This is a genomic window from Nocardioides stalactiti, assembly GCF_014180715.1.
In the GTDB taxonomy this organism is placed as follows: domain Bacteria; phylum Actinomycetota; class Actinomycetes; order Propionibacteriales; family Nocardioidaceae; genus Nocardioides; species Nocardioides stalactiti.
This window is the reverse complement of the sequence record NZ_JACEFC010000066.1, coordinates 1-24,185: the sequence shown is the minus strand read 5'-3', so window position 1 is coordinate 24,185 and position 24,185 is coordinate 1. Positions and strand designations below refer to the sequence as shown.

Here is a 24,185-nt window from a genome sequence, read left to right as displayed (position 1 = left end):
GCGTCGACCCGGATCTCGTCGACGACGGCGACCCCGATCGGGAGCCGGTCGCCGCCGCGCACCGGCTCCGGTCCGAGCGCGGCGAGGGTGTCACGGGAGCGGGACCCGAGCACGGCGGGCACGTCGATCGCGCCCCGGACGGCGAGGTAGGAGCGCAGCCCGTCGGGCGGGACGCCGAGCACCAGCCGCTGCCCCGGCCGAAGGGCCAGGACCGCCCCCGACGCCTCAGCACGACCGTCGATCGTGACCGGGGCGGGGGCGCCCGTGACGCAGACCCACAAGGTGCCGCCGGCCTCGACCTCGAGCCCACCGAGGACCACCTCGAGGCTGGCTGCGCCCGGCGCGTTGCCGACGAGCCGGTTCCCCAGTGCGTACGACGCCAGGTCGGCCGCACCCGACCGTCCGACGCCGATCGCGGCCTGGCCGGGGCGGCCCGCGTCCTGCACGGTCGCCGTGCCGCACCGGTGCACGAGGAGCTCAGGCACGCACGAACCTCACCGTGGCACCCGCCGCGAGGAGAGCGGGCTGGTCGCGGTCGAGGTCCCACATCCGCTCGGCGGTGGTGCCGATGAGCTGCCAGCCGCCGGGCGACTCCCGCGGGTAGACGCCGCTGAACTCCCCCGCCAGCCCGACGGCACCGGCCGGCACCGCCGTCCGTGGCGTGGCGCGCCGGGGCACGTGGAGCCGCGGGTCGCCCCCGACGAGGTAGGCGAACCCCGGGGCGAAGCCCCCGAACGCCACCCGCCACGGAGTGCCGGTGTGCGCCTCCACCACCTCGTCGCGGGTGAGGCCCGTCAGCCGAGCGACCTCCCCGAGATCCGGGCCGTCGTACTCCACCGGGATCTCGACGCGCGATGGTCCCCCCGGCAAGGCACCGACGTCCGGACCGAGCGGGTGCTCCTCCGGGGGGACGATCGCGATCTCGGCCCTGCAGCGCGTCTCGAGCTGCGCCAGGTCGACGCCGCGGCGGGCACGGACCAGGACGGTGCGAGCGCCGGGGACCACGTCGTCGACGAGGTCGGCGAAGCCGGGGGCGGCGGCGAGCGCGTCGACGTAGGCGACGACGGCGGCGGTGTCCGGCAGCTCGAGGAGGAGGGCGCGGTCGCCGTACGGCAGGACCTGCGGGCTCACGCGAACGCCCGGACGGTGAAGCCCCCGCCCGCGAGCCCGGCCCGGACCGCGGTGGCCAGCACCGCCGCGTCCGGGGAGTCGCCGTGGACGCAGATCGAGCCGACGGTGCCCGACCCCGCGAGCCGCACGGCCTGCGCGGCCACGGCTCGGGGATCGGTGAGGACCGCCCCGGGCTCGCTGCGCGGCGCCAGCGTCCCGTCGGGGCGGTAGGCCCGGTCGGCGAACCCCTCGGGGACCACCGGCAGACCGGCCTGCGCGGCGAGCTCCAGGAACGACGACCCGGGCAGGCCCAGGACCGGCAGCGCCACCCCGTGACCGTCCTGGAAGGCGAGCACCGCCTCGACGACCGCCCGGGCCTGCGCCTGGTGAGTGACGATCGCGTTGTAGAGCGCCCCGTGCGGCTTCAGGTAGGCGACCCGGCCGCCGGCAGCGCGGGCGATCCCGTCGAGGGCGCCGAGCTGGTAGAGGACGTCGGCGGCGAGCTCGTCCGCGGGCACCTCCATGAATCGGCGCCCGAATCCGGCGAGGTCGCGGTAGCCGACCTGGGCGCCGATCCGCACGCCGCGTCGTACCGCCTCGGCGCAGGTGCGCCGCAGGGTCAGCGGATCGCCTGCGTGGAACCCGCAGGCGACGTTGGCGCTGGTGACGACGGCGAGCAGCGCCTCGTCATCACCGAGGGTCCAACGACCGAACGACTCGCCCACATCGGCATTGAGATCGACGGACGGGCGACCTGACTGCAACGTCACCCCCCTATCGTGGCGCACACACGACGTGAGACGCCCGTCACGAAGTAGCCACGCAAGGGTTACTCATGGGTAATCTACGCGGCGGCCGTGCCCAATTCTCGATTCGCCACCCGATAGTCCAACAGGGAGACAACGACCGTGCAGCACATCCTCGACGCCATCCAGGCCGAAGACACCTCCGCTGAGGACTTCGCCAACCTCGAGCTTCCCCAGTCCTACCGCGCCATGACGGTGCACAAGGACGAGGTCGACATGTTCGAGGGCCTCGCGTCCCGCGACAAGGACCCCCGCAAGTCCCTGCACCTCGACGAGGTCGCGCTTCCCGAGCTCGGCCCGGGCGAGGCGTTCGTCGCCGTCATGGCGTCGGCGATCAACTACAACACCGTGTGGACCTCGATCTTCGAGCCGGTCTCCACCTTCGGCTTCCTCGAGCGCTACGGCCGCGAGTCCGACCTCGGCGCGCGCCACAACCTCGACTACCACATCGTGGGCTCCGACCTGTCCGGCGTCGTCCTCGCCGTCGGCGCGGGCGTCACCAAGTGGAAGCCGGGCGACCGGGTCGTCGCCCACTGCCTCTCGGTCGAGCTGGAGTCGCCCGACGGGCACAACGACACGATGCTCGACTCCTCGCAGCGCATCTGGGGCTTCGAGACCAACTTCGGCGGCCTCGCCGACGTCGCGATGGTCAAGGCCAACCAGCTGATGCCGAAGCCCGAGCACCTCACCTGGGAGGAGGCCGCCTCCCCCGGCCTCGTCAACTGCACCGCCTACCGCCAGCTCGTCTCCGCCAACGGCGGCAACATGAAGCAGGGCGACAACGTCCTCATCTGGGGCGCCTCCGGCGGCCTCGGCGGCTTCGCGACCCAGTACGCCCTCAACGGTGGTGCCAACCCCATCTGCGTGGTCTCCAACGAGGAGAAGGCCCAGATCGTCCGCAACATGGGCGCCGAGCACGTCATCAACCGCTCCGAGCTCGCTCCGAAGTTCTGGAACGACGAGGGCACCCAGCAGAACCCGAAGGAGTGGCAGCGCTTCGGCAAGGCCATCCGCGAGCTCACCGGCGGTGAGGACATCGACATCGTCTTCGAGCACCCGGGTCGCGAGACCTTCGGCGCCTCGGTCTACGTCACCCGCAAGGGCGGCACGATCACCACCTGCGCGTCGACCACCGGTTTCATGCACGAGTACGACAACCGCTACCTGTGGATGAACCTCAAGAGGATCATCTCCAGCCACTTCGCCAACTACCGCGAGTCGTGGGAGGCCAACCGCCTCATCGCCCAGGGCAAGATCCACCCGACCCTGTCGCGAACCTACAAGCTCGAGGACACCGGCCAGGCCGCGCTCGACGTGCACCACAACAAGCACCAGGGCAAGGTCGGCGTGCTCTGCCTCTCCCCCGAGGAGGGCCTGGGCGTCCGCAACGAGGAGCTCCGCGCGAAGCACCTCGACAAGATCAACCTGTTCCGGGGCATCTGATCCGGGTCATCTGACTCCGCTCGACCCGGAAGGCCGCTAGATTGCGGCCGTGATCGACCGCTGGGCCGGGACGGTCGGGCGCCATGCCCGACTGGTCCTGGCTGCAGCGGTCGTTCTCGTCCTGGCCGCCGCCGTCTACGGCGCCGGGGTGATGGACGACCTGGGCCGGGGCGGGTTCGAGGACCCCGGCTCCGAGGGCGTCCGCGCCGTCGCGGCGGAACGGGCGCTCTTCGGCAACCACACGCCGGACGTCGTCGCGATCTACTCCAGCGACGACCTGACCGCTGACGACCCCGAGTTCCAGGCGGCCGTCGCGGCCGTCGTCGACGACCTCGCCGTCGACGAGGTCGTCCGGACGGTCCCCTACTTCGCCGTCCCGGACGATGCGGGTTTCGTCTCCCCGGACCGCCACGCCGTGCAGGTGCACGTGTCGCTCGCCGGCGACACCCTCAACGAGCAGCTCATCAGCTATGACGAGATCGAGCCACTCCTCCACGCCGAGGGCCTCGAGACCGACCTCGCAGGGCTCTACCCCGCCCACGCCGACGTCAACGTCATCACCGAGGAGGACCTCAAGCAGGCCGAGCTGCTCTCGCTCCCGCTCGTCGTCCTGCTGGCGCTCCTCATCTTCGGAAGCCTGACCGCCTCGGCGATGCCCGCGCTGCTCGGGATCATCGCGCTGCTGGTCTCGATCGCGGTGATGCGGCTGCTCACGCTCTTCACCGACGTGTCGATGTTCTCCATCAACGTCATCTCGCTGCTCGGAATCGGCCTGGCCGTCGACTACTCGCTGTTCATCGTCAGCCGGTTCCGCGAGGAGCTCGCGCTGCTCCCGCCCGACGACCCCGCCGCGCCGCGGGCCGCGGTCGCCCGGACGCTGGCGACCGCCGGCCGGACCGTCATGTTCTCGGGCCTCGTCGTCGCCGCGTCGATGTCGAGCCTGCTCGTCTTCCCGCAGGTCTTCCTCCGGAGCATGGGCTACGGCGGCATCGCTGCGGTCCTCATCGCGATGCTCGCCGCGATCACCGTGCTGCCGGCGATCCTGGTGCTGCTCGGGCGCCGCATCGACAAGGGCCGGCTGCCCTGGCGCAAGCCGTGGAACATGCCCGAGCCGGGGTCCGACGACGGGCGCTGGGCGAGCCTGGCACGCGCCGTCATGCGGCACCCGGTCGCCGTCCTCGCGGTGACCAGCGTCATCCTGCTGGCCGTCGCGTCGCCGTTCCTCGGCGCCAAGTGGGGCGGGATCGACCACCGCATCCTTCCCGCGGACGCCCCGTCCCGGATCGCCGCCGAGAAGCTCCTCGAGTTCGGCCCGGAGACCTCGCTCGCGACCGTCGTGCTCCAGGACACCGACGCCACCGGGGTCGCTCAGTACGCCGCCGCGGCCGGCGAGGTGGACGGCGTCCGGCAGGTCGTCGTGCTCGAGGAGGAGACCGACGCCGCGCTGCTCCGGGTGCTGTGGGACGGCAACAGCCAGTCCGAGGACTCCCAGCGCATCGTCGAGGACCTCCGCGACGTCGAGCCCGAGGCCGGCACCGCGCTGGTCGGCGGCCTGACCGCCGACACCGTCGACCTCATCGCCTCGGTCCACGGCCACCTGCCGCTGATGGGGCTCATCGTCCTCACGGTGATGCTGGTGCTGCTGTTCGTCGCCTTCGGCTCGGTGGTGCTGCCCCTCAAGGCGATCGTGATGAACGCCTTCTCCATCACCGCGTCGTTCGGCGTCGTGACGTGGATCTTCAACGACGGGCACCTCTCGGGACTGCTCGGCTTCGACTCCCCCGGCTTCCTCGAGGCCACCAACCCGATCCTGATGCTGGCCATCCTGTTCGGGCTGTCGATGGACTACGAGGTCTTCCTGCTCTCCCGGGTGCGCGAGCGCTGGGACGCGACCGGCGACCACGAGCTCTCCGTGGCCGGCGGCGTCCAGTCGACCGGTCGGATCATCACCTCGGCCGCGCTGCTCCTCGGCGTCGTCATCGGCGCCTTCGCGACCGGCGACATCGTGCTCATGAAGATGCTCGGCGTCGGCATGGTCGTCGCCCTGGTCGTCGACGCGACGATCGTGCGAGCACTCATGGTGCCGGCCACGATGGCTCTGCTCGGTCGCCTCAACTGGTGGGCGCCCGGGCCGATGCGGCGCTGGTGGGAGCGCCACGGCTTCCGCGAGGAGGGGCACCTCGTCCCCGCCGTGCCGACCGGGACCCTGCCGCCGCCACCGCCGCCTCCTCCGCCGCCACCACCACCGCCGGGGGCAGCTCCGGCGACCGCCCCGACGACTGCTCAGGGGATGCCGCTGCGCGCCGCCGTGGAGCAGGTGACCGCGCTCGCCCGCGAGCTGGGTTCCCAGCCACCCGGCACCCTGGCCCGCAACCCCGGCTTCGACCCGCCCGAGGGCGTGGCCGGGCCGTCGGCGAGCGCCGACGTCTACGCCCTCGGGTGCCTGCTCTGGACCACGGCCACCGGGCGGCCGCCGTACAGCGGTCCGACGCCGGAGGCCGTCCGCGACGCCCATCGGATGACCCGCGTCCCCCAGCTCGACGGCCGGGAGCCGCTCACCCTGGCCGTCAACCGGGTCCTCCGTCTGGCGATGAGCAAGGACCCGATGCGCCGCTACACCGGCCCGCTCGCCCTCTGCGCCGACCTCGAGGTGGCCCTCGGACTGCCTGAGGTCGCGACGGTGTCGGGCTCCGGCGTCTAAATGCGCGGGTCGGGGGTGGGGAAACTCCGGGCGATCAGGGATCATGGAGCGGACCTCGTTCCCCGACCGCGATTTAGGGAGCTTCCCCAGCATGAGCGACCAAGGTCTGTCCATCTTCGACAGCCAGTCCGGCTCGACCCCGCCGGCACCGCCGCCGAAGGACGCCCCACCCTCCGGCACGTCCCCCACCCAGCCCCCCTCCGACCACGAAGCGACCCAGGTGATGCCCGTGACCACGTCCGCCCCCACCCAGCCGGCTCAGCCCGCACCCGCTGCGGCTCCGCAACCCGCGCCCACCCGCGCGCCGGGAGCGTCGACAGCCGCGTTGCCGGTGGTCCGACGCGGTGGCTACGACCAAGCGGCGGTCGATGCCCAGATCCGTCAGCTCGCGAGCGAGAAGGCTGCGCTGGGGGCCAGCCTGACCGAGTCCGAGCAGCGCGTGATCGAGCTCGAGAAGCAGCTCGCCTCCGCGAAGGACGAGCTCGCCGAGTCCGACAACCCGTCCTACGCCGGCCTGGGGGGCCGCGCAAGCGCGATGCTGCGCCTCGCCGAGGAGGAGTCCGACGAGATCCGTGGGATCGCCGAGCGTGACGCGGCGGAGATCCGCGACCAGGCGACCCGCGACGCCAAGGCGATCCGCGCCGAGGCCGCGCGCGAGGCCGAGGACATGCGCGCCGTCCAGCTCCGCGAGCTCGAGGAGAACCGCACCCGCCTGCTGGCCAACGCCGAGCAGGAGCTGTCCCTGGCCCGGAGCACCGCGAGCGACGAGCTCGCCGCCGCCAAGCGCGAGGCGGAGCAGCTGCGGCTCGCCGCCCAGCAGGAGGCCAGCGAGCAGCGCAGCGCCGTCCAGCGCGAGGTCGAGCAGGCGCGTGCCGCGGCCGACCGGGAGGTCCAGGAGGCCCGCCGGATGCTCGCGGTGGAGAAGGAGCGGCTCGCTCGCGAGGCGACCGACCACCACAACACCGCGGTCGCCGAGACCCGGCGCCTGGTCGAGGAGGCCGAGCAGCGCGCGGCCGCCGCCGAGCAGCGCGCCTCCGAGGCCGGCCGGCTCTCCGCCGAGAACCGCACGGCTGCCCAGACCGAGTCCGAGGCGCTGCTCAGCCGCGCCCGCCGCGAGGCCGAGCAGATCGTGGCCTCCGCCCGGACGCAGGCCGAATCGATCACCGCCAGCGGCGAGGCCGACGCGCAGCGTCAGCTGGCCGTGACCCGGTCCGAGCTCGAGCGGGTCACCAAGCGCCGCGACGCGATCAGCGCGCAGCTGGCGTCCCTGGCCGACCTCGTCTCCGGGTTCGCCGAGGGAACTGACGAGGACAAGAGTTGAGCTTCGGCCGGCGGCGGACGGCCGCCCCTCAGGACGGCGCGTCCGCCCCCGGCCCGGAGGCCACTCCCCCGACCATCAGCGAGGACTTCGTCGACGGAGCGGCCGCCGTACCGCTCCCCTACGGCGAGCTCGGCCAGCCCTTCGACCGGCGGTCCCCGTTCTACGTCGGGTTCGTCGGCGGCGTCGGCCTGCTGCTGGCGTACTGGCTCTTCCAGGCGCTCCTCGGCATCGGCTCGGTCCTGATGCTGGTGGTCGTCTCGTTCTTCCTCGCCGCCGGCCTCAACCCGTCGGTCGAGTTCCTCGAGCGGCGCGGCCTGCGCCGCAGCTATGCCGTCGCGCTGGTCATCGTCGCGGCGCTCGCGACGCTGGCGCTGTTCGTGGTCGCGATCGTCCCGGTCATCGCCGACCAGATCCAGCTGCTGACCGACAACGCCCCGATCTGGTTCGACCAGCTCCAGGAGAACAAGCAGGTCCAGGACCTCAACGACGAGTACGAGATCGTCGACAAGGCCAAGGCGTTCGTCACCGACGGGGACTTCATCTCGACGCTCTTCGGCGGCGCGCTCGGCTTCGGCCTCAAGATCATCTCCGCACTGTTCAACGCGTTCATCATCCTGGTGCTGACGCTCTACTTCCTCTCCTCGCTCAAGACGACGACCGGCGCCGTCTACCAGCTGGCCCCGGCCTCGCGGCGCGATCGGGTCGCCAGGCTCGGCGACAAGATCATCCACAACATCGGCGGCTACGTGTCCGGCGCGTTCGTCGTCGCGCTCTGCGCCGGCCTCTCCTCGCTGGTGTTCCTCTGGTTCACCGAGGTGCGGGAGTACGCCGTCGCGCTCGCGTTCGTCGTCGCCGTCCTCGACGTCATCCCGATGATCGGGGCCACGCTCGGCGCCGTCGTCGTCTGCGCCATCGCGTTCGCGACCGACGTCAAGAGCGGCATCGCCGCGGTGATCTTCTACGTGATCTACCAGCAGATCGAGAACTACGTCATCTACCCGCGCGTGATGGGCCGCACCGTCGACCTGCCGGGGGCCGTCATCGTGATCGCGGCATTGACGGGCACCGCACTGCTCGGCGTGGTCGGCGCCCTGCTGGCGATCCCCGCGGCGGCCGCCGTGCTCCTCATCATCCGCGAGGTCGTGGTCAAGCAGCAGGACCTGCGCTGAGCTCGCGCCCGACCGCGGCGATCCTCACCGGAGTCGTCGCCACGGTGCTCGGGCTGGTCGGCGCAGGCCGTCCGACGATCTGGACCGACGAGGCGGTCACGCTCAGCCTGCTCCGGCGACCGCCGGGCGAGGTCCTCGACGTGCTCGGCGAGGTCGACGCCGTGCACGGGCTCTACTACCTGGCGCTGCGCTGCTGGACCGCCGTGACGGGTGAGTCGATCGAGGCGGTGCGCGCGTTCAGCGCGCTCGGCGTCGGCGTCGCCGCAGCGGGCGTCGTCGTCCTCGTCCTGCGCTACCTGCCGCTCCCGACCGCCGTCGCCGCCGGGCTCGCGACCGCCCTGCTGCCGGGCCTCTCCTGGGCCGCGGTCGACGGGCGCAGCTATGCGTGGGCCGCCGCCCTCGCCGTGCTCGCGACCCTCGCCCTCGACGACGCCCGCTTCAAGGACACGCGCGCGACCTGGGTGCTGTACGGCGTGCTCGCCACCGTCGTCTGCTGGTGGCACCTCTACCTCGCGCTGCTGATGCTGGCGCACGGGATCGCCGTCGCCGCGGTGGAGCGGTGGGCGCTGCGGACCTGGCTCCTCACCGCGGCCTGCGTCGGCGCCGCCACCTCGCCGCTCGCCCTGGTCGCCTGGGGACAGCGCGCCCAGGTCTCGTGGTTGGCCGACGTGGACTACCGCTGGGACACCGTCCTGGTCCACGAGCTCGTCGGCGGTGACGTGGGCGACCCCCTGCACACCCGCGAGGTCGTGGCCTTCGCCGTGATCGGGCTCGCCGCCTACGGCCTGGTCCGTCGCTGGCAGGCCCGTGACGAGTGGCTCGTCGTGCTGCTCGGATCCTGGGCCGCGGTTCCCACGGCGCTGGCGGTCGGGAGCGCCCTGGGCGACGCGGGCTGGGTGCACGCGCGGTACCTCGCGTTCGCCGTCCCCGCCTTCGCCGCTGCGGCCGTGATCGGCGCCGCCGAGCTCCCCCGACGGACACCGCTCCTCGTCGGCGCGGTGAGCCTGCTGGCCGTCGTACCGCTCGTCGTCGCGCAGCGGGGCACCGACGCCAAGCCGCACGACCTGCGCGCCGTCGCCGAGACCGCGGTCCGGTCCAACGCGAGCGTCGTCTTCACCGACCCGGCGGCGCGCGCCGTCGCGGCGGCCTATCCCCTCGCGTTCGCCGACAACCACGACCTGTCCGCCGTCAGCGACCCCCACCCGGACCCGTTCTTCGACGAGGTGCGCGACCCGGCGACCCTGGCCCCCGGCGACGTGGAGGGGCGGCGCGTCCTCGTCTACAGCACCCGCACCGGGCCGGGCGTCGAGCGGCTCGAGGAGCTCGGGTGCACCGGGCGGACGGTGCTGCGCGACCGGGGCTACCGGGTGCGCTACTACCGCTGCCCGGCGGGCTGATCACGCCGGCAGGGTGGTCACGCCAGCGGGGTCAGCGCGTCGATCTCGCGCGGCGTGGACCGCTCGCCGAGCTTGACGCCGATGACGCCCAGGAGCACCAGCAGGCCGCCGACCAGCTGCCAGACACCGGGGAGCTCGCCGAGGAGGGCCCACGCCCAGAGGACGCCGGCGACGACCTCGGACAACGCCACGAACGACGCGAGGCGCGATCCGAGCAGCCGGGCCGCCGCGATCCCCGCGACGTAGGCCAGGGCGGCCGTCACCAGGCCGAGCAGGACCAGCGGCACCCACCACTCGACCTCGGTGTCGGCGTAGGTGACGGTCGAGGTCTCGGCAGCCATCGGCAGCACGCCGACGAGCCCGAGCAGGCCGAGCGCGACACCGCCGACCACGAGGCCGCCGGCGGCGAGGGTGATCGGGGGCAGCCCGGTCGTGTCGTCGGCCGAGATGACGAAGTAGGTCGCCGCGCCGACCATCGCGGCGAGCGCCCACGCGACGCCGCCCGCGTGCAGGCCGAAACCGGCGAGCACGTCGAGGACGAGCAGCAGGCCGAGCGCGGCCACCGCGGCGCCGAGGAGCGTCAGCCGGCCCGGGCGCTGGCCGTGACGCAGCCAGAGCCACACGACGACGGCCGCCGGGGCGGTGTACTCGATGAGGAGCGCCGGGCCGACCTCGAGGTACTCGACGGCCGAGAAGTAGCAGAACTGGGCCCCGGCGACGGCGAGCAGCCCGTAGGTCAGCACGAGCGGCAGGTTGCGGCGCAGCAGCGACCACCGGCCGCGCAGCGCGACCACGCCGAACGGCAGGACGACCAGCGCGCCGAGCCCGATCCGGACCAGGACGACGGCGCCGGCGCTCCAGCCGGCGTCCAGCAGCGGCGAGGCGAGCGCACCCGAGAGGGCGAACGAGACGGCCGAGAACAGGGCCACCGCGATCCCGGTCGCGGACCGGGGCGGGACCACCACCGCCTCGTCATGAGTCATCGTCGCCATGACTCATGACGGTAGTCATCCTGCGGTAACCTGTCAACGTGGTATTCGCCCATGACACCGCGATGGCGCTCCAGGCCGCGGTCACCCTCGTCAACTCCGATGTCGAGCCGGTGTCGCTGACGACCCCCGACGAGCTCGACGAGTTCCTCTCCGACTTCGGCTACACGGGCCGTCACGACGGCGACCAGGCGGAGGTCGACGCCGTCCGGGGGATCCTCCCGCGACTGCGCACGTTGCTCACCAGCGGCCGCGACCAGGCGGCGGTCGAGGTCAACGAGATGCTCTTCCAGGCCAAGGCGCTCCCCCAGCTCGCGCGGCACGACGGCTACGACTGGCACCTGCACGCCGTGGCGCCCGACCGGCCGCTCGCCGACCGGATCATCGTCGAGACCGCGATGGCGATGATCGACGTCATCCGGGCCGACGAGCTGTCCCGGCTCGGCGTCTGCGCCGACGACGACTGCGAGGGTCTCGTGCTGGACCTGTCGCGCAACCGCTCGCGCCGCTTCTGCTCCACCGCGTGCGGCAACCGCAACGCCGTCGCGGCCTACCGGGCGCGCCAGGCGGCCAACTGACCCGCGCCGCCGGATCCCGCCACGACTCCGACGGGGTCAGGTGACGAACCGACGCAGCACCTCGAGGAACACGGCGGGCTGCTCGGAGTGCACCCAGTGGCCGGCGCCCTTGATCGTGACCCGGCGGACCCTCGGGAAGTACTGCTCCATCGCGCCCGCGTAGTCCTCGAGGACGTAGGCCGACTCCGAGCCGCCGATCCACAGCACCGGTCCGTCGTACGACGTGCCGGCGAGCGCCTCGGCCGGCCAGCCGCCCACGCGGTCCATGTCGGACCGCAGCAGCGCGAGGTTGGGCTGCCAGTGCCAGGCGTCGCCGTCGCGGCGCAGGTTCTGGAGGAGGAATCCGCGCACACCGTCGTTCGGCACCACCGGGCGCAGAGCGGCGTCGGCGGCGGACCGCTCGGTCAGGGTGGCGAGATCGATCGCCAGCATCGCGTCGATGTAGCGCACGAACTCGCCGGCGTGCTGGTAGGCGACCGGAGCCACGTCCACGATGCACAGCCGCTCGACGAGCTCGGGGTGCCGCAGCGCCAGCGCCATCGCGGTCTTGCCGCCCATCGAGTGCCCCACGAGCACGACCGGGTCGTCCGCACTCAGCAGCTCGGCCACCTGGTCGGCCGCGGCGAGGAAGTCGATCCGCTCGCTCCACGGCGAACGCCCGTGGTCCGGCATGTCGACGAGGAGCACCCGGTGCTCCCCCGCCAACGCCTTGGCGTGCTGCGTCCAGTTCCGCCCCTGCCCGAACAACCCGTGACAGAAGACGATCCGGCTGCCGTGGTCGCCGTACGACGTCGTGGAGAGCGGCACCCGCCCAGTCTCTCAGGCGGGCACCGCTCCTCTACCCGCGGCTCCGTCCGCCATCCAGCGACCGCGCAGCTCCCTTCAGCGGCGTCGCCAACCTGCTAGTCCCGCAGCTCGAGCAGCTGGTTCCACAGGCAGACCCCAGCCCCACTGTGTCGCCCGATCGGGTGACGCGCCTGTCGGCGTGTCGCCCGATGGACGTGCAGGAGGCGGCTTTCCTTACGCCGCTTTCGGCGAAGTTCTCGGAAATCGACACGCCGCTGGGCCGGAGGTGGGGGACCGGCCCGGCGACCCGGCGGTTCGGGTTAGGGTGAATGCAGGCACGTCATCGACTCTGGGGAGACTTCTCTTGCGCACCGCCTCGATCCTCCGCCTGCTGCTCGCACTGGCTGCGGCGCTGCTGCTCGGCGGCACGCTGCTGGCCGCGCCCGCCACGTCGGCCGCGCCGGTCGCCCCGGCCGAGAAGGTGACGACCACCCAGCTCGCCGCCCGCGCGCCGGGCTGCCTCCCCCGCTGCTGGGGAGCGATCTCGTTCAACACCCAGACGCTGCGCGGCGGCTGGACGCAGAAGGGCGACTGGGCGACCAAGGCCGGTGCGATGAGCTCGGCGCTCAGCCACTGCCGCAACCGGCCGCCGAACGCCGGCCACCGCACCGCGTGCCAGGCGCCGGGCCAGCGCGAGGTCGTCGTCCAGAACGGCTGCGTCGCCGTCGCCTGGCGGGTCCGCAACGAGCGGCTCGTCGAGTGGGCCAAGGGCAAGGCCTACGGCCCCAAGGGTGCCCAGCGCGAAGCTCGTCGGATCGTCGACGGCCGCGGCACTATCAGCTCCGGCTACTACTGCACCCCGCGCCGCTTCTGACCTACGTCTCCCGGTTTAGCCGGGTGGCGGCGGTGCATGATGACCCCCGTCAACCTTCTTCATCCATCCGGGAGATCAAGAAATATGGGACTCACCACCGTCCTCCGCTCGCTGCTCGCACTGGCCACCGCCGTGCTGCTGGGCGGGGTCCTGCTCGCCACGGCGCCGACCGCGTCCGCCCAGGCGACCGAACCGCCGCGACCGGCCACCGGCGCCGACCTCGACCGCGCTGCGCAGGGCGAGCGCCTCGCCTCCTGCAACTGGCGTCGCCACCAGTGCTTCGCGGCCGTCTCGTTCAACACCCGCACCGGCCAGGTCGGGTGGGCCAACGACAAGCGCGCCAAGGACACGGCGATCAACGTCGCGCACCGCAGCTGCAAGACCCGTTCCGAGGCCGGCGAGGGCTACCCCGGCCAGTGCGAGAAGGCCGGCTGGGTGCGCAACGGCTGCATGGCCCTGGCGGTCCGCATCCTCGACGGCACGCTCGCCGAGTGGCGCACGGCCTACGCCTACCGCGAGGCCGACGCCAAGGCAGCGGCGCTCGACAAGGTCCGGGGCGACGGCCGCGAGCGGATCCACTACTGGCTCTGCACCACGCGCTCGCGCTGAGCCGAACGCCCGCTCAGCGGGCCTGACGACGACAGCGGCCCCGCCCCCGGGGGGGTGCGGGCCCGCTTCGTCGTACGACGAGCAGGTCAGGCGTAGCTGTGGAAGCCCTCGCCGGTCTTGCGGCCGAGCTTGCCCTCGGCGACCTTCTGCTCGAGCAGGGCGGCCGGCGTGAAGCCGGGCTCCTTGAACTCGGCGTGCAGCTCCTGCTGGATCGCCAGCGAGACGTCGTTGCCGACGACGTCGAGCAGCTGGAACGGACCCATCGGGAACTTGGCCTGCTCCTTGATCGCAGCATCGATCTCGTCCATCGTCGCGGCGCCCGACTCGAGGAGCGTGACGGCGTCGTTGAGGTAGGGGAACAGCAGGCAGTTGACGATGAAGCCCGAGCGGTCGCCGCAGGACACGGCGACCTTGCCGACGTTGGCGCACAGCGCGAGGACCGTCTCGTTGACGTCCGCGGCGGTGTCGTCGGTGGTGACGACCTCGACCAGCTTCATGATCGTGGCCGGGTTGAAGAAGTGCATGCCGATGACGGCCTCGGGGCGGGAGGTGACCTCGCCCAGCTTGGTGATCGGCATCGACGACGTGGTGGTCGCGAGGATCGCGCCGGGCTTGCAGATCCGGTCGAGGTCCTTGTAGAGGTCGGTCTTGATGCCGAGGTCCTCCGCGATCGCCTCGACGACGATGTCGACGTCGGCGAGCGCCTCACGCTCGGTCGACCCGCTGATCCGGCCGAGGACGTCGGACTTGGTGTCCTCGGTGATCTTCTCCTTCTCGACGAGCTTGGAGAGGCCCTTGTCGATGAAGGCGATCACGCCGTTGATCTTGTCGTCGCCGCGACCGACGAACACGACGTCGTAGCCGGCCTGCGCGAAGACCTGGACGATGCCCGAGGCCATCGTGCCGGTGCCGACGACGCCGACCTTGCGGATCTCCTGCTTGAACTGCGGCGCAGCCGCCTCGGCACCCGCGGCCTCCTCGGCGAAGGTGCGGCCCTCGGTCGCGAGCTTCTCGAGCAGCTCGGCCGGCTCGTGCAGGTGATCGCCGCTCTCGGCGAACCGGGCGGCGAGCTGGTCGCGCACGGTGGCCGCCCCGAGCTCGTCGATCACGGCCAGCGGGCCCTGCGGGTAGCCGCAGCCGAATCGCATGCCGGCGTCGATGTCGGTGCTCGAGGCGTACGACGCCTCGTACATGCGCACCGCGTGGTTCAGGTACGGCAGCACCAGGGTGCCGAAGATCTGCTCGTTGGTCAGCGTCATGCAGGCAGTGTCGCAAAACCGGACGACTGTTGTACCGGCTGGTAACTATGCGAGACGGTCCGCGTCGAGGCCGGGCCCGGGCCTGCGGTGGCCCACGGTAGGTTGGGCGATCGTGAGACTCGTCGTCGCGCGCTGCCAGGTGGACTACGCCGGGCGCCTCACCGCCCACCTCCCGATGGCCACCCGGGTCCTGATGATCAAGGCCGACGGCTCGGTCCTGGTCCACTCCGACGGCGGCTCCTACAAGCCACTCAACTGGATGTCCCCGCCCTGCACGGTGCGCGAGGGCACCACCGACGAGGGTGCGGTCGAGTGGACCGTGACCGCGAAGGCCGCCAAGGGCGCGACGCCGGACACCCTGCGCATCCTCATCGAGGAGATCCACCACGACTCCCAGCACGACCTGGGCATCGACCCGGGCCTGCAGAAGGACGGCGTGGAGAAGCACCTCCAGGAGCTGCTCGCCGAGCACCCCGGCACCCTCCACCCCGGCCTGTCATTGGTACGGCGCGAGTACCCCACCGCCATCGGACCGGTCGACCTGATGTGCCGCGACGCCGACGGCGTCAGCGTCGCGGTCGAGATCAAGCGCCGCGGCGAGATCGACGGTGTCGAGCAGCTCACCCGCTACCTCGAGCTCCTCAACCGCGACCCGCTGCTCGCCCCCGTCCGGGGCATCTTCGCCGCCCAGGAGATCAAGCCCCAGGCGCGGGTGCTCGCCGGTGACCGCGGCATCACCTGCGCCCTTGTCGACTACGACGCCCTCCGCGGCCTCGACGACCCCACCGACCGGCTGTTCTGAGCCATGGCGACGATCTTCCACCTCTCGCTGGCCTCGGACTGGGCGGCGGCGCAGCGGGCCGGGGCCTACACGATCTCGACGCTGGGTCGGACGCTGGCAGAGGAGGGCTACATCCATGCGAGCCGGGGTGACCAGTGGCCGGGCGTCCGGGCCCGCTTCTATGCCGACGTCACCGAGCCGCTGCTGCTGCTCCAGATCGACACCGACCTGCTCGGCGTACCGGTCGTCGAGGAGCCTCCGGCGCCGGGGATGACCGAGACGTTCCCGCACATCTACGGACCGATCCCGGTGAGCGCGGTCGTCAAGGCGATCCCGCTCGACGACGGGACCACGGCGGCGTCGAGCACCCCGGAGACGGCCACGACCCCGTCCCCCGAACCGACCCCGGGGGCGGTCGCACCGGCACCCACCCCCGACGGCTCGTTCGGACGCTTCTTCCTCGAGGAGATGTTCCGGAACATGACGCTGGTGCTGCTCGTCATGGCGACGACGCTGCTGGGGTTCGCCGCGGGCTCGGCCTTCGGGTCCGACGTGGCGCCGGCGGTCGGCATCCTCGTGGGCCTGGTCGGCGGTGCCGCACTCGCCCGCGCGATCTACGTCAGGCGTCGCTGACCAGCGCCAGGACCTCGTCGGCGCATCCCCAGCTGAGCGTCACGCCCGCGCCGCCGTGGCCGTAGCAGTGGACGACGTCGCCGTCCCGCTCGAGCCGGACGGCGGGGCGGGCAGGCCGAAGCCCGACCCGGTGCTGGACGACGCGCGCCGCGGCGATCTCCGGCACCAGGCGTGCCGCCCTCGCGAGGAGCGCCCGGGCGACCTCGGGGTCCGGGGTGCGGCTCCAGTCCCCCCGTTCCTCGGTCCCACCGACCACGACGACGCCGGACCGCGGGACGACGTACGTCGGCGCGCCACCCTCCCCCGCCAGCCACCACCGCTCGAGCCCGGACTGCTCGACCAGGACGACCTGGCCGCGGACCGGCTCGACCGACACGTCGTGCGCGAAGTGGCGCGCCCCGAGGCCCGTGCAGTCCAGGACCACGTCGGCACGACCTTGACCGGGCGCGGGCAGCGCGGAGAGGTTGCGCCGTGACAGCGTCCCGCCGAGCTCGGTCAGTCGCGCCGTGAGCCAGCGCAGGTAGACCGGCATGTCCACGACCGGAGCCACGAACGACCAGCCGTCCGTCATGCCCGCCGGCAGCGCACCGGGCGGGACCCGCTCGAGCGCGGGCACGGCCGACGCCCACCAGGGGTCGGCCTGCGGGCTCGCGAAGACCTCCGTGCCAGGCAGCACGCGCACCCCCGTCTCCGGGGTGGAAGCGAGGCGGGCGAAGACCTCGTAGGACCGCGCCGCCCAGCCGGTGACCCGGTCCCTCGGCAGCGCCAGGTAGGGGTACCAGAGTGCTGCCGCCACGGCAGAGGTCGTCTCCAGCGGCAGGTCACGAGCGACCACGTCGACCCGGTGGCCGGCCTCGGCCAGACGGATCGCGCAGGTCAGGCCGGTCACGCCGGCTCCGACCACGTTCACCCGTGCCACGGCTCAGCCCCCGGCTCGGCTCCCTGGAACGCTCAGGCCCCGGCCGCCGCCGGAGCGGTCGGGTCGGCGGCAGCGCCACCCTGCTCCCGCGCGACGTACTCCTCGATGTCGTTGAGGTCGTCCTGACTGCGGGTCACGATCGTGAGCAGGTCGCTCATCGTGGCGACCTCCTCGACCTGCTCCTTGATGAACCACTGCATGAACTGCTCGGAGGCGAAGTCGCTCTCCTCGCGGGCGATGCGGAGCAGGCCGTTGACCTGCTCGGTGACCCGCTTCTCCTGGTCGAGGGCGAGCTTGACCGGGGCGATCACGTCGGCGAAGTCCGAGACCGGGGCCTCGACGCCGGGGATGGCGACGGTCGCGTCGGTGTCGAGCAGGTACTGCACCATCATCATGGCGTGCTCGCGCTCCTCGAGCGCCTGGCCGTAGAAGAAGGCCGCCATCTGGGGCATCGTCAGCGCGTCGTAGTAGACGGCGCACGCGAGGTACTGGTTGTGCGCGGCGAACTCGTTGCCGATCTGCACGTTGAGCTGGTCGGTGAAGCGTGTTGCGGCCATGGAGAGAACCTTATCGGGCTGCTCAGGCAGCCTTCTGCAGGTCCTTCTTCGAGGCCTTCTTGCCACTCCGGGTGCTCACGACGACCCGCTTCTTGACGGTGAAGCCGTCGGGCATCGTGCCCTCCTTGAGCATGCGGAGGGGGCAGCGGCCGCACTTCGACTTGGAGACGCAGCACTCAGTCTTCGGCACCTTGCACGCCTTCGACTTCTTGCTCTTGCCCATGCCGGAGATCATAGGCGTGGTAGGTGAGGCTTGCCTATGTTAGGTCCGCCACACGGACGATCGGCTTGTACGTCGTACCCGGTCTGCATGTCGAAGATCGGGGAGATCACGACATGCAGACCGGGTACGACGATCACACCAGCCCGTTGGCCTCGCGGATCACCTGGACGATGCCGCCCATGATCTCGGTGAGGCCGTAGTCCTTCGGCGTGTAGACCGCGGCGACACCCTGCTCGATGAGGCGCTTGCCGTCGGACTCGGGGATGATCCCGCCGACGATGACCGGCACGTCCTCCATACCGGCCTCACGCAGTCCCTCGAGGACGCTCGGCACCAGCTCCATGTGCGAGCCGGAGAGGATGGAGAGACCCACGCAGTGCACGTCCTCGGCGACGGCCGCGGCCACGATCTGCTCGGGCGTCAGCCGGATGCCCTGGTAGATCACCTCGAAGCCGGCGTCCCGGGCACGGACAGCGACCTGCTCGGCACCGTTGGAGTGACCGTCGAGCCCCGGCTTGCCGACGAGGAGCCGCAGCCGGCCACCCGGCTGGCCCGCGAGCTCGTCCCCGGTCGCGCGGACTGCCTCGCGGACCGCAGCGAGCTCTGCGCCGGCCTCGGCGACTCCGACCGCACCGGACACACCGGTCGGGGCGCGGAACTCGCCGAACACCTCGCGCAGGATGCCGGCCCACTCCCCCGTGGTCGCGCCCGCACGGACGGCGGCGAGGGTGGCGGTCATCAGGTTGACGCCGTTCTTGGCATCCTCGGCGACCTGGGCGAGCGCCGTGGCGACCTCGGCCTCGTCACGCTCCTTCTTCCACGCCTCGACCGACCCGCGCGCGGCCTCCTCGGCCTTCGGGTCCGCGGTCATGATCGCGTCGTCGAGGTTGGCCGTCAGCGGGCTCGGCTCGGTGGTCTCGAACTTGTTGACGCCGACGATGATCTCCTCGCCGGCCTCGATCCGTGCCCGACGCCGGGCGTGGGAGGAGACCAGCTCGGACTTCATGTAGTCGACCGCGCCGATCGCACCACCCAGCGCCTGGACGCGGTCCATCTCGGCCCGCGCACCCTCCTTGAGCTCGGCGACCTTCGCCGCGATCACGTGGGAGCCGTCGAAGATGTCGCCGTACTCGAGCAGGTCGGACTCGAACGCGAGGACCTGCTGGAGGCGCAGCGACCACTGCTGGTCCCACGGCCGCGGCAGGCCGAGGGCCTCGTTCCACGCGGGCAGCTGGACAGCGCGGGCGCGCGCGTTCTTGGACAGCGTCACGCCGAGCATCTCGAGCACGATGCGCTGGACGTTGTTCTCGGGCTGGGCCTCGGTGAGGCCGAGCGAGTTGACCTGCACGCCGTAGCGGAACCGGCGCATCTTCTCGTCCTGGACGCCGTAGCGCTCCCGGGTGATCTCGTCCCAGAGCTCGGTGAAGGCCCGCATCTTGCAGGTCTCCTCGACGAAGCGCACGCCGGCGTTGACGAAGAACGAGATACGACCGACGACCTTCTCGAAGTCGGCGTCGTCGACCTGGCCGGAGGTCTTCACCTGGTCGAGCACGGCGATGGCCGTGCACAGCGCGTAGGCGAGCTCCTGGGTCGGCGTCGCTCCGGCCTCCTGCAGGTGATAGCTGCAGATGTTGATCGGGTTCCACTGGGGGATCTTGTGGACCGTGTAGGAGATCATGTCGGCGATCAGCCGCAGCGAGTGCTCGGGCGGGAACACGTAGGTGCCCCGCGAGAGGTACTCCTTGATGATGTCGTTCTGCGTGGTGCCGGCGAGCTGGGCGGCGACCTCCTCGGGCGACAGGTCCGGGTTCTGCTCCTCGGCGACCACCTGGTACATCGCGAGCATCCACATGGCCGTCGCGTTGATCGTCATCGAGGTGTTCATCTCGACGAGCGGGATGTCCTTGAAGAGCTTGCGCATCTCGCCGAGGTGCGGGATCGGGACGCCGACCTTGCCGACCTCACCGCGCGCCATCGCGCTGTCGGGGTCGTAGCCGGTCTGCGTGACGAGGTCGAACGCGACCGAGAGGCCCGTCTGGCCCTTGGCCAGGTTGGTCCGGTACAGCGCGTTGGACGCCTCAGCGGTCGAGTGCCCGGCGTAGGTGCGCATCACCCACGGCCGGTCCTTCTGCGGCGGCGTGCCCTGCGTGCTGTTCTGCGACTCGCTCATAGCGCGAAGCCTACGGCCAACGCTACCCCTGGGTAACTACGCGAACGTGTGGGGTTTTCAACACGCCCTCACGCCGGTACGGCGTCGCGCTCCACCTCGAAGAACCGGATCAGGTGGCTCAGGTGCAGCATCCGGCGGACAGCCGGGCACGCTCCGCGCAGCACCATCCGCTGGCCCTCGCGCAGCGCGAAGTGGCTGGCGACGGCGAGCAGCTTGAGCGCGGTCAGGTCGACGGTCTCGACCTCGCTCATGTCGATGGTGATGGCGCCGCCCTCGTTGCGACGCAGGTGTTCGTAGACCGCGATGCGGACCTCGCCCGTGCTCCGCACGTCGAAGTCACCACTGAGCATCAGCGTCGGGCCGTCGGTCATGATCTGCATGTCCTGCTCCCTCCCGCCTTGTGCGTCCTCCCGAGACGGACAAGGACAACGTGGTCTCTACCCACCATGACGCGCGACACACCGAATCGGTTGCATGCGGGCCTCAAATCGCTCCGGTGTGTCGTCGGTCACACCTGTTCGTGGCCCCGTCTTCCGGTTTCGCCTCCCGCGGACCACGGGTGCGGCGAGGATGCTGACCAGACCCGCCCCCGCCCTCTCGGAAGGCCGTCCCATGCCCCGCAACCGCTCTCCCCGCCGCGCCCACCTCGTGCTGACCACCCTTGCCGCCTCGGCCCTCCTCGCGGGGTGCGGCGACGACGGTGGTGACGAGGCCGACGACGTCGAGACGGTGATCGTCACCGCAAGCGTGCCGACCGACGTCTCCACCGAGGTGCCGACCGACGCGACGACCGACGTGACGACCGACGAGGGCTCCCCCGACCCCTCCGACGACCCGTTCGCCGACTACGTCGGCCGCGACTGCCTCATCGTCCCCCCGGCCGGGTCCCTCACCCCGCCCGAGGCCGAGACCTCCTACGACGCCGGGACCGCGGGGTTCGCCATCGAGCTCTCGGACGGCAGCACCAACTGCCTCACCTTCTCCGTCGACGGAGAGGAGGTCGGCACCTGGGAGCCCGGTGAGCTCGCGGTCGAGATCGGCGAGGAGACCCAGGGCTTCACCCTCACCCTCACCGACTACTCCGAGGACGGCGTCGACGACATCTCTGCCGGGGAGGGCGACCCCTTCATCGGGCTCCAGTACGAAGGCAACTACTTCGCCGACAGCCTCCACACGGGTTGCACGACCGTGCTGCTGGACGTCACTCCGACCTCGTCGGCGGGCACCTTCACGTGCGCCGCGATCGAGTCGTTCGCGGGCGGACCGTGGAACGGCGACAGCACCGATCTCACGGTGGTCAGCGCCGTCGGCCACTGGAACATCACCACCGGCTGACCGGGCACGACTGCGGAGCGGGCGCGGTCGTAGGCTCGGGCCATGGTCAACCTCACCCGCATCTACACGCGCACCGGCGATGCCGGCGAGACCCGGCTCGGTGACATGAGCGTGACCTCGAAGACGGACCCGCGGCTCGAGGCGTACGCCGACGTCGACGAGGCCAACGCCCACCTCGGCGTCGCGCTGGCCAGCGGTGGGCTCGACGACGACGTCGTCGCGGTCCTGACCCACGTCCAGAACGACCTGTTCGACGTCGGTGCCGACTTCTGCACGCCGGTCGTCGCCGACCCGGAGTACCCGCCGCTGCGGATCGAGCAGGACTACGTCGACCGGCTCGAGGTCTGGTGCGACCACTACAACGAGCAGCTCCCGAACCTGCGCTCGTTCATCCTCAACGGCGGCACCCCGGCCGCCGCGCACCTCCACGTCGCGCGCACCGTCGTCCGCCGCGCCGAGCGCACCGCCTGGGCGGCGTACGCCGTCCACGGCGAGTCGATGAACAAGCTCGCCATCACCTACCTCAACCGGCTGTCCGACCTCGTCTTCATCCTCGCCCGCCACGCCAACCGGGAGAACGGCGACGTGCTGTGGGTGCCCGGCGGCGAACGCGGCAAGTGAGGCTGCTGGCCTCGGCCCTGGTGGCGGGCGCGCTCGCGCTCGGTACAGCGGGCTGCTCGGGCGACGCCGTGGACCGGGAGCCCGAGCGGCGGCCGGGACCCGTGGACGTGTCGTCCTCCGACACCCGACCCCAGCGCCCCGAGCCGGAGCCGAGCGCGCCCCCGAACACCGAGCGGTTCGTCGCGGCCCACGACCCGCGGGAGCTGGCACGCCGGCTCACCCTCGACGAGGACCTGCTCGCCGACGACACGGCCGACGGCCACCTCCGCTCAGCGGCGGCGTTCGAGTCCCAGCTCCTGTACCGCCAGCTCGCCCGGACCCCGGCGTGGCAGGCGCGGGTGCGGGCCGCGGTACCGGCGCGGCACCGCGCCGACCTCGACGACCACCTGACCGCCCGCCGTTCGCTGCGCAGCGTGCTGACGACGCTGTCGGCGGAGGTCCCCGCGTGGGAGATCGTCGAGCCGGAGCCGACCGGCGCACTGCTGCGGTTCTACCGGGAGGGTGAACGGGTCCACGGCGTCGCGTGGGAGCTGCTCGCGGCGATCAACCTCGTCGAGACCGGCTTCGGCAAGATCCGCGGGTTGTCGACCGCCGGCGCCCAGGGGCCGATGCAGTTCATCGCGTCGACCTGGGCGGCGTACGGCGTCGGCGACGTCGAGGACCCGCACGACGCGATCCTCGGCGCCGCGAACTACCTCGCCGCCAACGGTGGCGACACGGGGACGACGAGCGGGCCCGGCGTCGAGAACGCGCTGTACCGCTACAACAACCACGCGGGCTACGTGGCCGGCATCCTCTCCTACGCCGCGATCCTGGAGCGCGACCCTGCGGCCCTCCACGGCCTCACCGACTGGCAGATCGTCTTCCTCTCCGAGATCGGCGACGTCTGGCTGCCCATCGGCTACCGGTCGACGGTCGCGGTGCCGGTCCGTCAGTACGTCGCGCGGCACCCCGAACGGCACCTCGGCACGGTCACCGACTGACCGTGTGTCCGGCCCCTGTGGAGGGAGGCCCGGGGTGTCGCTGGCGCGTGCCACCATGAGCAGGCCGTGGACGTCCTCGCCTCATTGACCGACGAGTTCCTCGAGGGGCACTTCGCCCCCGAGACGCTGGCGCGCGCCCGGGCCTACCTCGACCGGTTCGACGGCCCTCCGCAGCTCCAGCAGCTCAGCGCCGGGTCGGTGACGGCGACCGCGTTCGTCCAGGGCAGCGCGCCGGTGCCCTACCACGTCCAGCTGCACTGCGAGGTCGGCCGGCCGAGCGGCCGTAGCCGGGCGCGGACCTCGGGGTGGATCTTCAGCCTCTGCACCTGCCCGGTCCGCAACATGTGCAAGCACGGGGCGGCGGTCGCGCTCGCGATCCGGCTCGGCCACTCCCCCTCCGCGCGACTGCCGGACTGGGAGCGACGGCTCGGCTCGCTCGTCGACGACCTGGCGCGGGCCGCGGACCAGGAGGTCGAGCAGGTCCCGATCGCCCTCCACTTCACCCTCGAGGAGCGCCTGGTCCCCGCCTACCGCCCCGGTGGCGGTGCTGTGCTCGGCCTGCGGCCGATGCGTCCCGGCACCAAGCAGGCCTGGGTCAAGACGGGCGCCGACTGGAGCGACGTCCCGGGCCTGGTCGCGGCCCGACGGCTGCTGCCCGACCAGGCCGACGCCCTCGGCGCGCTCCACGGCGCGCTCCAGCGCCACCGCGGCTACCAGGTCGCGGGGGCGGCTCCGGCGCTGGCGAGCTTCGGTCCGCACCTCCCACGGATGCTGCGTGCGGCCGTGGCGGCCGGGATCGACCTGGTCCCGGTCCGGCCGCTGACCGAGGTGACCCTTCGCGACAAGACCGTCGACCTGGTCGCCGAGCTCACCCGGGAGGACGGCACCGCGCGGCTCACGCTCGGCGTCGAGGTCGACGGC

At 71.9% G+C, this 24,185-nt stretch carries 25 protein-coding genes; 14 read left to right on the top strand and 11 right to left on the bottom strand.

Annotated elements, in window-relative coordinates; genetic code table 11:
• The 3 genes from H0487_RS13830 to H0487_RS13820 form a co-directional block, all read right to left on the bottom strand.
• The coding region (locus tag H0487_RS13830; protein ID WP_183094814.1) for a 5-oxoprolinase subunit C family protein at window positions 1-485 on the bottom strand (485 nt) is incomplete at its 3' end.
• Window positions 478-1,131, bottom strand: coding sequence for a 5-oxoprolinase subunit B family protein (locus tag H0487_RS13825; RefSeq protein WP_183094813.1), 654 nt, complete (start codon window positions 1,129-1,131; stop codon window positions 478-480). The genes H0487_RS13830 and H0487_RS13825, both read right to left, overlap by 8 nt.
• Window positions 1,128-1,874: a LamB/YcsF family protein gene (locus H0487_RS13820; protein WP_183094816.1), complete on the bottom strand. Its 747-nt coding sequence runs from the start codon at window positions 1,872-1,874 to the stop codon at window positions 1,128-1,130. The genes H0487_RS13825 and H0487_RS13820 overlap by 4 nt, the downstream gene beginning before the upstream one ends.
• Window positions 1,875-2,018: 144 nt before the next feature.
• Here H0487_RS13820 and ccrA point away from each other — a divergent pair, with 144 nt between their 5' ends.
• The 5 genes from ccrA (at window position 2,019) to H0487_RS13795 (ending at window position 9,947) form a co-directional block, all read left to right on the top strand.
• Window positions 2,019-3,359, top strand: coding sequence for a crotonyl-CoA carboxylase/reductase (ccrA, locus tag H0487_RS13815; RefSeq protein ID WP_183094812.1), 1,341 nt, complete (start codon window positions 2,019-2,021; stop codon window positions 3,357-3,359).
• A 49-nt stretch (window positions 3,360-3,408) separates the two neighbouring features.
• Window positions 3,409-6,060: an efflux RND transporter permease subunit gene (locus H0487_RS13810; protein WP_183094811.1), complete on the top strand. Its 2,652-nt coding sequence runs from the start codon at window positions 3,409-3,411 to the stop codon at window positions 6,058-6,060.
• A 91-nt stretch (window positions 6,061-6,151) separates the two neighbouring features.
• A complete protein-coding gene (locus H0487_RS13805; protein WP_183094810.1) occupies window positions 6,152-7,381 on the top strand; it encodes a coiled-coil domain-containing protein in 1,230 nt (409 codons plus the stop codon).
• Entirely contained in the window at window positions 7,378-8,550 is a 1,173-nt protein-coding gene (locus H0487_RS13800; protein WP_220793389.1) for an AI-2E family transporter, read from the top strand. The genes H0487_RS13805 and H0487_RS13800 overlap by 4 nt, the downstream gene beginning before the upstream one ends.
• Window positions 8,551-8,594: 44 nt before the next feature.
• Window positions 8,595-9,947 (top strand): glycosyltransferase family protein, encoded by a 1,353-nt coding sequence (locus H0487_RS13795; protein ID WP_183094809.1) that lies wholly within the window; start codon window positions 8,595-8,597, stop codon window positions 9,945-9,947.
• A gap of 17 nt (window positions 9,948-9,964) precedes the next feature.
• Here the strand turns inward: H0487_RS13795 and H0487_RS13790 are convergent, their stop codons facing one another.
• Window positions 9,965-10,939: an EamA family transporter gene (locus H0487_RS13790; protein ID WP_183094808.1), complete on the bottom strand. Its 975-nt coding sequence runs from the start codon at window positions 10,937-10,939 to the stop codon at window positions 9,965-9,967.
• A 38-nt stretch (window positions 10,940-10,977) separates the two neighbouring features.
• On the opposite strand from H0487_RS13790, the gene H0487_RS13785 reads away from it, so the two are divergent.
• Window positions 10,978-11,514, top strand: a complete 537-nt coding sequence (locus H0487_RS13785; RefSeq protein WP_183094807.1) for a CGNR zinc finger domain-containing protein — start codon at window positions 10,978-10,980, stop codon at window positions 11,512-11,514.
• Between the two features lie 36 nt (window positions 11,515-11,550).
• On the opposite strand, the gene H0487_RS13780 is transcribed toward H0487_RS13785, so the two are convergent.
• Window positions 11,551-12,321 carry an alpha/beta fold hydrolase gene (locus H0487_RS13780; RefSeq protein ID WP_183094806.1) on the bottom strand — a complete coding sequence of 257 codons (771 nt, stop codon included), beginning with the start codon at window positions 12,319-12,321 and terminating at the stop codon, window positions 11,551-11,553.
• 343 nt (window positions 12,322-12,664) lie between these two features.
• Here H0487_RS13780 and H0487_RS13775 point away from each other — a divergent pair, with 343 nt between their 5' ends.
• Together H0487_RS13775 and H0487_RS13770 are read left to right on the top strand one after the other, a co-directional pair.
• Entirely contained in the window at window positions 12,665-13,174 is a 510-nt protein-coding gene (locus H0487_RS13775) for a hypothetical protein (protein ID WP_183094805.1), read from the top strand.
• Window positions 13,175-13,258: 84 nt separating this feature from the next.
• Complete coding sequence (locus H0487_RS13770; RefSeq protein WP_183094804.1) at window positions 13,259-13,783, top strand: DUF4189 domain-containing protein; 525 nt, start codon at window positions 13,259-13,261, stop codon at window positions 13,781-13,783.
• A gap of 86 nt (window positions 13,784-13,869) precedes the next feature.
• Here the strand turns inward: H0487_RS13770 and H0487_RS13765 are convergent, their stop codons facing one another.
• A complete protein-coding gene (locus H0487_RS13765; RefSeq protein ID WP_183094803.1) occupies window positions 13,870-15,042 on the bottom strand; it encodes a 3-hydroxyacyl-CoA dehydrogenase family protein in 1,173 nt (390 codons plus the stop codon).
• Between the two features lie 112 nt (window positions 15,043-15,154).
• Between H0487_RS13765 and nucS the strand changes: the two genes are divergently transcribed.
• Both nucS and H0487_RS13755 read left to right on the top strand, forming a co-directional pair.
• A complete protein-coding gene (nucS, locus tag H0487_RS13760; protein ID WP_183094802.1) occupies window positions 15,155-15,844 on the top strand; it encodes an endonuclease NucS in 690 nt (229 codons plus the stop codon).
• A 3-nt stretch (window positions 15,845-15,847) separates the two neighbouring features.
• Window positions 15,848-16,456: a DUF952 domain-containing protein gene (locus H0487_RS13755; RefSeq protein WP_183094801.1), complete on the top strand. Its 609-nt coding sequence runs from the start codon at window positions 15,848-15,850 to the stop codon at window positions 16,454-16,456.
• Here H0487_RS13755 and H0487_RS13750 read toward each other — a convergent pair.
• From H0487_RS13750 to H0487_RS13730, 5 genes are all read right to left on the bottom strand, one after another.
• Window positions 16,443-17,375: an NAD(P)/FAD-dependent oxidoreductase gene (locus tag H0487_RS13750; protein WP_183094800.1), complete on the bottom strand. Its 933-nt coding sequence runs from the start codon at window positions 17,373-17,375 to the stop codon at window positions 16,443-16,445. The genes H0487_RS13755 and H0487_RS13750 overlap by 14 nt on opposite strands.
• A 32-nt stretch (window positions 17,376-17,407) precedes the next feature.
• Window positions 17,408-17,932: a ferritin gene (locus H0487_RS13745; RefSeq protein WP_183094799.1), complete on the bottom strand. Its 525-nt coding sequence runs from the start codon at window positions 17,930-17,932 to the stop codon at window positions 17,408-17,410.
• A gap of 22 nt (window positions 17,933-17,954) precedes the next feature.
• Window positions 17,955-18,155: a hypothetical protein gene (locus tag H0487_RS13740; RefSeq protein WP_183094798.1), complete on the bottom strand. Its 201-nt coding sequence runs from the start codon at window positions 18,153-18,155 to the stop codon at window positions 17,955-17,957.
• 133 nt (window positions 18,156-18,288) lie between these two features.
• Complete coding sequence (locus H0487_RS13735) at window positions 18,289-20,325, bottom strand: ethylmalonyl-CoA mutase (RefSeq protein WP_183094797.1); 2,037 nt, start codon at window positions 20,323-20,325, stop codon at window positions 18,289-18,291.
• A 68-nt stretch (window positions 20,326-20,393) separates the two neighbouring features.
• Complete coding sequence (locus tag H0487_RS13730; RefSeq protein ID WP_183094796.1) at window positions 20,394-20,705, bottom strand: STAS domain-containing protein; 312 nt, start codon at window positions 20,703-20,705, stop codon at window positions 20,394-20,396.
• Window positions 20,706-20,937: 232 nt separating this feature from the next.
• On the opposite strand from H0487_RS13730, the gene H0487_RS13725 reads away from it, so the two are divergent.
• The 4 genes from H0487_RS13725 to H0487_RS13710 form a co-directional block, all read left to right on the top strand.
• Complete coding sequence (locus H0487_RS13725; protein ID WP_183094795.1) at window positions 20,938-21,660, top strand: hypothetical protein; 723 nt, start codon at window positions 20,938-20,940, stop codon at window positions 21,658-21,660.
• Between the two features lie 42 nt (window positions 21,661-21,702).
• Entirely contained in the window at window positions 21,703-22,281 is a 579-nt protein-coding gene (locus H0487_RS13720; RefSeq protein ID WP_183094794.1) for a cob(I)yrinic acid a,c-diamide adenosyltransferase, read from the top strand.
• Entirely contained in the window at window positions 22,278-23,264 is a 987-nt protein-coding gene (locus H0487_RS13715; RefSeq protein ID WP_183094793.1) for a lytic transglycosylase domain-containing protein, read from the top strand. Before H0487_RS13720 ends, H0487_RS13715 begins: the two co-directional genes overlap by 4 nt.
• A gap of 66 nt (window positions 23,265-23,330) precedes the next feature.
• The coding region (locus H0487_RS13710; protein ID WP_220793387.1) for a hypothetical protein at window positions 23,331-24,185 on the top strand (855 nt) is incomplete at its 3' end.